Below are 8,382 nucleotides of genomic sequence, written 5' to 3' on the forward strand. Positions count from 1 at the left end.
GGAACACGCTCGACCAGCGGTACTCGCCGGTGAGCGCGTGCACCGCGCCGATCCACACGACGGCCGGTGCGGCGATCCGGGCGACGCTGAGCAGGGTGGTGCTCATCCGCGCCGTGGCGATCGTGCTCATCGTCGGCTCGCATCTGCACCTGTTCGCCCTCGTGGGCGGGGCACACGTGCTGCTCGCGGCCGCGGGCTACAACTACGCGCGATTCCAACTGCCCAAGCCCCGCGCCGAGCGGCTGCGCACCACCCTGCTCAGCGTCGCCCGGATCGCCGCACCGGCCGTCGTGTGGATCGGCGCGGTGCACGCGCTCACCGGCGAGTACCGCTGGTCGAGCGTGTTCCTGCTCAACGGGGTGCTCGGACCGCCCGCGTGGACGAAGGAATGGCGGTACTGGTTCATCGAGGCGCTGGTGTACGCGCTCGTCGCGGTGGCTCTGTTGCTCGCCGTGCCGTGGTTCGACCGGCACGAGCGACGGTTCCCGTTCGCGTTCCCGCTCGCGCTGGTGGGCGTGGGCCTGCTGACCCGGTACGAGGTGCTCGGGCCGGACATGCCGACCAGTCAGATCCTGGCGTCGTACGTGGTGTTCTGGCTCTTCCCGCTCGGCTGGGCGGCCGCCCGGGCGACCGCGGTGTGGCAGCGGCTGGTGGTGTCCGTCCTGGCGGTGGCGACGGTGCCGGGGTTCTTCCATGCCGAAACCGACCGCACCGCTCTCGTGATCGGCGGCCTGCTCCTGCTGATCTGGGTGCCGCGGACCTGGTGGCCGGCGCTGCTGGTGCGGCCGGCCGAGGTGCTCGCCGCCTCGTCGCTCTACATCTACCTGACCCACTTCACGGTCTATCCGCTGCTGCGGGACATCGACCCGTGGCTCGCGTTCGCGGCGTCGCTCGTGGTGGGTGTGGCGTACTGGCAGCTGTGGGTGCGGCTCGGCCGGCTGTGGGGCCACTTCGGCCGGGTATCCGTCCTCACCATGCTTGCGCGGCGTGGTGCTACCCGCGCGCGTGAGAACGCGCGCGGGTAGCACCGACGGGCGCGGATGTCCGGCGCCTTCTCGTCAGGGCAGCAGCCGGTCGATGAAGCTGTTGCTGAATATCCGATGCGGGTCGAGCCGGTTGTACACCGCCCGCGCGGAGTCCCAGTTCTCGTCCGCGGGCACGCCTTCCCGATAGGTGTCGGGCAGGACCTGCTCGATGACCCGCTGGTCCGTGTACGGCAGTTCGGGGCCGAACGCCCAGCCCTTGGACCATTCGGGCCGGAAGGTGGAGTCGGCGTTGTTGTAGTGACCGCGCATCCACTGCTCCATCTCGCGGTAGAACGCGAACATGCCGGGGGTGCCCGGCACCCCGAGCACGTTGAGCCAGATCGCGGTGTCCCACTCGGGGTGGTCGGGTCGCGGCCGGGTCGCGGAGATGGTCGGCGGCCCGGCGGACGGGACCCGCACGTCGTCGGGTTGATCGAGCCCGCAGCACCGGATCTCGACCGGGCCGTTGAGCGGGTACTGCCCCAGCGCCCGGTAGTGCTCGATGCGTTCGTGGAACCACTGCGTGAAGTCGTGGATCACGTTCGCGATGTTGGCGCGGTTGGTGAGGACCGCGCCGCCGCCCTCCGTGAGCCGCAGGGTGGTGGCCTTGATGTAGAACTGCAGGTCCTTGGACCAGCCCCAGATGTCGCTCGAGTTCGTGGCGGCGAGGCCGGCGACGGTGGTGTTGTAGTAGACCTGCCCGAAAGCCGGCGCGATGGCGGGGTTCCCGGCCGTCATCTGCCCGAGCAGGTCGGTGACGGGCTCGGGGACGTTGTCCGAGAACGGATAGTTGTACGGGCCGAACACCTCTCGGGACGTCACCGGCTTCTGCGGAGCGAGGGACCACACCTTCATCCACGGCTTGTCGGTGAACGGATACCAGATCGCCTCCGCGCGCCCGCAGGCCCGCACGAAGCTCTCGAAGGTGCGTCCCGGTGCTCCGGCAGGCGCGAACAGCTCGCGCCAGTCGATGTCGGTGTAGCTCTGGCACCGCATCCGGGTGTCCGGGCCGGCCTGCAGGGTGACCGAGGTGACGAACGTCCGGCCGAGGTGGGCGAGCAGCGCAGTGATGTCCGCGTCGGCGCGCGTGTAGGTGCGCAGCGCGTACTCGCTGCCGTTCCACGCCACCGTGGTCAGTTCTGTGACGAGATTGCTCAGCGAGCCGAAGGTGTGTCCCGGGACGTTCTTTTCGCCGTCGGCGGGCAGCGCCGCACCGTGCGCGTTGACGGCCAGTGCACCGGCGATGGACAGCACCCCGGGTGCGGGGAGGTTGGCCCAGCCGAGGCCGTGCCCCTGCAGCGCCGTGGTGATCGCGTCGAGTGTCGCTCCGGCTCCGGCGGTGACGGTGGCGGGGTCCGAACCGGAGTGCACCGACACCCCGTTCAGATGCGCCATCGTGTCCGCCAGGATCACCCTGTCCACCGGTGCGCCGTTGACGATGGTCAGCGGAGTCCAGCCGTGCATCGCGCCACGCGGCCGGACGGTGTAGCCGTGAGCGTGGGCCCAGTTCGCGAGCCGGACGACGTCCTCGGGACTGCGCGGGGCGCACGTCCAGATCGCGTCGAGCATGATCTCCTTGGACCAGTTCTGGTAGGCCTGCTGGTAGAGGGCGATGCCGTCGGGAAACGCGGCCGGGGTGGTCAGGGTGGCACCGGACGAGCCGGCCGGTACGGCGTGGACGGGGGTCCAGCCGCCGAGCGCGGTGGCGGCGAGCGCGCCCGCGCCGGCGGCGAGGAAACCCCGGCGCGACAGGCGCAGGGGTTCGGTGCGAATCGTCATGAACACACTGCTTTCTCACCGGCCCGTGGCGGGCCGGTGCTGGGGGAGGACGGGGTGTCAGGCGATGGTGAGGACCACGTCGGTGAGGGCGGGCGCGAGGTCGCGCTCGACCACCGCGGCGGTCGCGAGCAGCCGGTCGCCGGTGCGCCACGCGCGCACCCGCAGGGTCTCGCCGGGAAAGACGACGCCGGCGAACCGGGCCGTGAATCCGCGCACGGACGCGGCATCACCGTCGAGCGCCGCGTCGGTGAGCGTCTTGCAGACGATCCCGTACGTGCACAGCCCGTGCAGGATCGGAGCGGGGAACCCGGCGGCCTGCGCGAACTGCGGGTCCGAGTGCAGCGGGTTGCGGTCGCCGCACAGCCGGTACAGCAGGGCCTGTTGCGGCAGCGTCGCGACATCCACCTCGAAATCGGGTGCCCGGTCTGGCAATTCGACGGACTCGGACGGTCCGCGTTCGCCGCCGAAGCCGCCCTCGCCGCGGGCGAAGATGGACGAGCGGGCCGTCCACAGCGGGTTGCCGGCCGGATCCGTGGTCGTCGACTCCTGCACGATCACCGCGGCCTTGCCCTTGTCCCACACCTCGGCGATTCGGGTCACGGTGCGGCCCTTGCCTTCCGGTGGCAGGGGAGCGTGCACCGTCACCTCCTGGCTGCCGTGCACCACCTTCGCCAGGTCGATCTCGATGCCCGGGAACGAGACCTTCGGCGGCTCGGTGTCGTGGAACGTCGCGGCGACGGTGGCGAAGGTGGGCAGGACCTGCGGATCGCCGTCGCGCAGGTAGCGCAGCTCACCGAGGTCGGTGGGACGCGCGCCGGCGCCGAGACCGAGGTGATAGAGCTGAACGTCGCTGCTGCTCCAGGCGAATTCCTGGGCGGGCAGTTCGGCGCCGAGTGCGACGGCGGGATCGATGGGCACGCGGGACCCTTTCTGTTCGGCGGACGGGGTTCGGTCGGATCGAGTGCGGCTCAGTGCAGTTCGGCGGTCTCGGAGATCGGCTGCGCGGCGGGCTGCTCCGGTCGGCCGAGGGCGTCGAGGACCGCGAGATAGGCGAAGGTCATGGCCGGGCCGATCGTGGCGCCGGGGCCGGCGTAGGTGTGGCCCATGACGGGACCGCTGGCGTTGCCGGCCGCGTAGAGACCCTCGATCACGGTCCCGTCCTCGCGCAGGACCCGGGCGTCGGCGTCGGTGCGCAGGCCGCCCTTGGTGCCGAGATCGCCGGGCACCACCTTGATCGCGTAGAAGGGGGCCTTGTCGATGGCGCCGAGGCTCGGATTGGGCTTGTTGCGCGGGTCGCCGTAATAGTGGTCGTAGCCGGATTCGCCGCGTCCGAAGTCCTCGTCCCGGCCCGCGCGGGCGAAGCCGTTGAATCGTTCGACGGTCGCGGTGAGGGCCTGCGCCGGCACGCCGATCTTCTCGGCGAGCTCGTTGATCGAGCCGGCCTGGACCACCACACCCGCCTTCAGCCAGCGCTTGGGGAAGGGACTGCGGGGCGTGATGCCGGCGAAGGTGTAGCGATTGCGGTAGCGCTGGTCGAGGATCATCCAGCACGGGATGTTCTCGCCGGGTCCGTCGCCCCGGCCGTGGCGGCCGCCGTACATGGCGTGCACCGCCTCGACGTACGGAGCGGATTCGTTGACGAAGCGCCGGCCGGCCGCGTTGACCATCATCGAGCCCGGCAGGCTGCGCTCGGACAGGGCGAACCACGGGCCGCCGGTGAGCGGGAAGGACGGGCCCCACCAGGCGTCGTCCATGAAATCGACGGCGGCACCGAGAGCCTGGCCCGCGCGGATGCCGTCCCCGGTGTTGGCCTTCGCGCCGACGGTCCACTCGGTGCCGATCGGGGCGCGCTGATACTGCGTGCGCATCTGCTCGTTGTGCTCGAAGCCGCCGGAGGCGATCACGACGCCGCGGCGGGCCCGGATGGTGTGCAGCTGTCCGTCCGACTCGACGCGCACACCGCGCACCAACCCGTCCTCGACGACGAGGTCCGTCAGGGCGGTGTTGAGCAGCAGCGGTACCCCGGCGTCGCGCAGGCCGACGCGGAGTCCGGCCATGAGCGCCTGGCCGCGGACCAGCAGGTGCTTCCTCGTCGCGCGGGCCCACAGGTATCGCATGCCGACCTTCGCGGCGCGGACCGGTCCGCGCGGGTTGCGCATGAGGAGGTTGAGCCACTTGTAGTCGGCCTGGGTGATGACGAAGTTCGGCGGGCCCTTGACGTAGTCGGGCTCGAGCAGGGCGAGATCGTCGCCGAGGCGCTTGCCGTCGAACGGCTTCGGCTCGACGGACCGCCCGCCGAGCCGGCCGCCGGGGGCCTCGGGGTAGTAGTCGGAGTAGCCCGGTACCCACTGCAGTTCCAGGGCGCTGTGCTTCAGCACGAAGGACAGCATCTCGGGCCCGCGGTCGATGTAGGTGTCGATCTTGTCGGCGGGCACCACGTCGCCGATGATGCTGTGCAGGTAGGTGCGGGCCGAGTCCGGGGTGTCGGTGACCCCGGCGGCCCTCAGGGCCTCGTTGTTCGGGATCCACACCCCGCCGCCCGAGCGCGCGCTCGAGCCGCCGTAGTGGGGTGCCTTCTCGATCAGGACGACGCTCGCGCCCTGGTGCGCGGCGGTCAGCGCGGCGGTCATTCCGCCGGCACCGCTGCCGACTACGACGATGTCGTATTCCTGCTTGATCATGTAGAACACGTTATAGAATGATGGCGCGGTGAGTCCATCCCCTCTGCCAGGAAGAATCACCCGCACACCACGGGCCGAACGGAAACAGGTTGCAGAACATGCCGGTCGCCGGTGAACAGGAAGGAACCGCAATGCTGCCGACACAACTGCGCACCCGGCTGGCGGACGAGCTCGAGGCCGCCGAACGCGACCGCACCCCCGTCGGCCCGCTCGTGGCCCGGCACCCCGACATCGACGTCGTCGACGCCTACGAGATCCAGCTGATCAACATCCGTCGCCGGCTCGCGGCCGGTGCCCGCGTGGTCGGCCACAAGGTCGGGCTGTCCTCGCTGGCCATGCAGCAGATGATGGGCGTGGACGAACCCGACTACGGCCACCTGCTCGACGACATGCAGGTCTTCGAGGACCGGCCCGTCGACACCTCGCGGTACTGCTTCCCGCGGGTGGAAGTCGAGGTGGCCTTCGTGCTCGGCAAGGACCTGCCCGGCGCGGACTGCACCGAGAGCGACGTCCTCGACGCCACCGTCGCGTTCGCGCCGTCCATCGAACTGATCGACAGCCGGATCAAGGACTGGAAGATCGGCCTCGCGGACACCATCGCCGACAACGCCTCCTCCGCCGGATGGGTGCTCGGCGCGCAGCGGGTGGCGCCGTCCGGCGTCGACATCAAGGGCATCGACGCCGTGCTCACCCGCAACGGCGAACGGATCGCCGAGGGGCGCAGCGACGCGGTGCTCGGCAATCCCGTCACCGCCGTCGCCTGGCTCGCCCGCAAGGTCGAGAGTTTCGGAGTGCGGCTGAAGGCGGGCGACATCGTCCTGCCCGGCTCGTGCACCCGGGCCGTCGACGCGCGCCCCGGCGACGAGTTCCACGCCGAGTTCGCGGGACTGGGCTCCGTCTCGCTCACGTTCTCGTGACCACCCGGTCCCGACTGCAAGGAGAAACAATGGCCAAGGCAAGTGTCGCGATCGTCGGGTCGGGCAACATCAGCACCGACCTGCTCTACAAACTGCAGCGTTCGGACCTGCTCGAGCCGCGGTGGATGATCGGCATCGACCCGGCGAGCGAGGGCCTCGCCCGCGCCCGCACGCTCGGCCTGGAGACATCGGCCGAGGGCATCGACTGGTTGCTCGCGCAGCCGGAGAAGCCGGACCTGGTGTTCGAGGCGACGTCCGCGTACGTGCACCGGGCGGCGGCGCCGAGGTACGAGGCGGCCGGCATCCGGGCGATCGACCTCACCCCTGCCGCCGTCGGACCGGCCGTCGTGCCACCGGCGAACCTCGGGGCGCATCTCGACGTGCCCAACGTCAACATGATCACCTGCGGCGGTCAGGCCACCATCCCGATCGTGCACGCCGTCTCCCGGGTGGCGGACGTGCCCTACGCCGAGATCGTGGCGTCGGTGGCGTCGGTGTCCGCCGGGCCGGGCACCCGCGCCAACATCGACGAGTTCACCAAGACCACCAGCCGGGGCATCGAGACCATCGGCGGTGCCCGCAAGGGCAAGGCGATCATCATCCTCAATCCGGCGGACCCGCCGATGATCATGCGCGACACCATCTTCTGTGCCATCCCCGAGGACGCCGACCGGGACGCGATCGCCGAGTCCATCCACCGCGTCGTCGCCGACGTGCAGGAGTACGTGCCCGGCTACCGCCTGCTCAACGAACCACAGTTCGACGAGCCGACCGTCGTGTCCGGCGGGCACGCCACCGTCACCACCTTCGTCGAGGTGGAGGGCGCCGGCGACTTCCTGCCGCCGTACGCCGGCAACCTCGACATCATGACCGCGGCCGCCACCAAGGTGGGCGAGGAGATCGCCCGCGCGCTCCTCTCGGCGGACTCCCTCCCCTCGAACTCCACCGTGAAGGCCTGACTCCGATGACCTCTTCGAACTCCGACCTCCGTCGCGACGACATCTTCTTCGAGCCGTCGTGGGACATCCGCGTGACCGACACGTCGCTGCGCGACGGCTCGCACCACAAGCGTCACCAGTTCGACCGGGAGGAGGTGCGCGCCGTCGTCGCCGCCCTCGACCTCTCGGGCGTCCCCGTCATCGAGGTCACGCACGGCGACGGCCTCGGCGGGTCCTCGTTCAACTACGGGTTCTCGAAAGTGCCGGAGCAGGAACTGATCAAGATCGCCGTCGACACCGCGCAGCACGCGAAGATCGCCTTCCTCATGCTGCCCGGTGTCGGCATCAAGGAGGACATCATCGAGGCGCAGGACAACGGCGCCTCGATCTGCCGCATCGCCACCCACTGCACCGAGGCGGACGTGTCCGTCCAGCACTTCGGGCTCGCCCGCGAGCGCGGGCTCGAGACCGTGGGCTTTCTGATGATGGCGCACACCGTCACCCCGGAGAAGCTGGCCGAGCAGGCCCGCATCATGGCCGACGCGGGCTGCCAGTGCGTGTACGTCGTCGACTCGGCCGGCGCGCTCGTTCTCGAGCAGGTCGCCGAACGCGTCGAGGCGCTCGTCGCGGAGCTGGGTTCCGACGCGCAGGTCGGCTTCCACGGGCACGAGAATCTCGGCCTGGGCGTGGCGAATTCGATCGCGGCGGTCCGCGCGGGTGCCAAGCAGATCGACGGGTCGGCCCGCCGGTTCGGCGCGGGTGCCGGCAACACCCCGGTCGAGGCGTTCGTCGGCGTGTGCGACAAGGTGGGGATCAAGACCGGCATCGACTTCTTCGCCGTCGCGGACGCCGCGGAGGACGTCGTGCGCCCCGTGATGCCCGCCGAGTGCCTGCTCGACCGTCAGGCCCTGATGATGGGCTACGCCGGGGTGTACTCGAGCTTCCTGCGCCACGCCGAGCGCCAGGCCGAGCGGTACGGGGTCTCCGCCGCGGAGCTGCTGGTGCGGGCGGGCAAGCGCAAGCTCATCGGCGGCCAGGAGGA

Annotated in this window: 7 protein-coding genes; 4 read left to right on the forward strand and 3 right to left on the reverse strand. The window is 70.4% G+C overall.

The genetic code is table 11. The features are described from left to right. Positions 1-95 precede the first annotated feature (95 nt). Positions 96-1,025 carry a hypothetical protein gene (locus AIIKEEIJ_RS09590; protein WP_238406282.1) on the forward strand — a complete coding sequence of 310 codons (930 nt, stop codon included), beginning with the start codon at positions 96-98 and terminating at the stop codon, positions 1,023-1,025. A gap of 33 nt (positions 1,026-1,058) precedes the next feature. On the opposite strand, the gene AIIKEEIJ_RS09595 is transcribed toward AIIKEEIJ_RS09590, so the two are convergent. The 3 genes from AIIKEEIJ_RS09595 to kstD are packed head-to-tail and all read right to left on the reverse strand — an operon-like array spanning position 1,059 to position 5,485. Next, positions 1,059-2,804: a cholesterol oxidase substrate-binding domain-containing protein gene (locus AIIKEEIJ_RS09595; RefSeq protein ID WP_161995528.1), complete on the reverse strand. Its 1,746-nt coding sequence runs from the start codon at positions 2,802-2,804 to the stop codon at positions 1,059-1,061. 57 nt (positions 2,805-2,861) lie between these two features. Further along, the gene (locus AIIKEEIJ_RS09600) at positions 2,862-3,722 is read right to left on the reverse strand and encodes a MaoC/PaaZ C-terminal domain-containing protein (protein WP_161995529.1); all 861 of its coding nucleotides are present in this window, start codon (positions 3,720-3,722) and stop codon (positions 2,862-2,864) included. A 50-nt stretch (positions 3,723-3,772) separates the two neighbouring features. Then, positions 3,773-5,485 (reverse strand): 3-oxosteroid 1-dehydrogenase, encoded by a 1,713-nt coding sequence (kstD, locus tag AIIKEEIJ_RS09605; protein ID WP_161995530.1) that lies wholly within the window; start codon positions 5,483-5,485, stop codon positions 3,773-3,775. 131 nt (positions 5,486-5,616) lie between these two features. On the opposite strand from kstD, the gene AIIKEEIJ_RS09610 reads away from it, so the two are divergent. The 3 genes from AIIKEEIJ_RS09610 to dmpG form a co-directional block, all read left to right on the forward strand. After that, positions 5,617-6,402: a fumarylacetoacetate hydrolase family protein gene (locus tag AIIKEEIJ_RS09610; RefSeq protein WP_161995531.1), complete on the forward strand. Its 786-nt coding sequence runs from the start codon at positions 5,617-5,619 to the stop codon at positions 6,400-6,402. A 29-nt stretch (positions 6,403-6,431) separates the two neighbouring features. Continuing rightward, a complete protein-coding gene (locus AIIKEEIJ_RS09615; RefSeq protein ID WP_050034557.1) occupies positions 6,432-7,361 on the forward strand; it encodes an acetaldehyde dehydrogenase (acetylating) in 930 nt (309 codons plus the stop codon). A gap of 5 nt (positions 7,362-7,366) precedes the next feature. Continuing rightward, positions 7,367-8,382: 4-hydroxy-2-oxovalerate aldolase (gene dmpG, locus AIIKEEIJ_RS09620; protein ID WP_161995532.1), on the forward strand; the 1,016-nt coding region annotated here is incomplete at its 3' end.

Source organism: Rhodococcus sp. YH1, from assembly GCF_009939605.1.
In the GTDB taxonomy this organism is placed as follows: domain Bacteria; phylum Actinomycetota; class Actinomycetes; order Mycobacteriales; family Mycobacteriaceae; genus Rhodococcus; species Rhodococcus aetherivorans.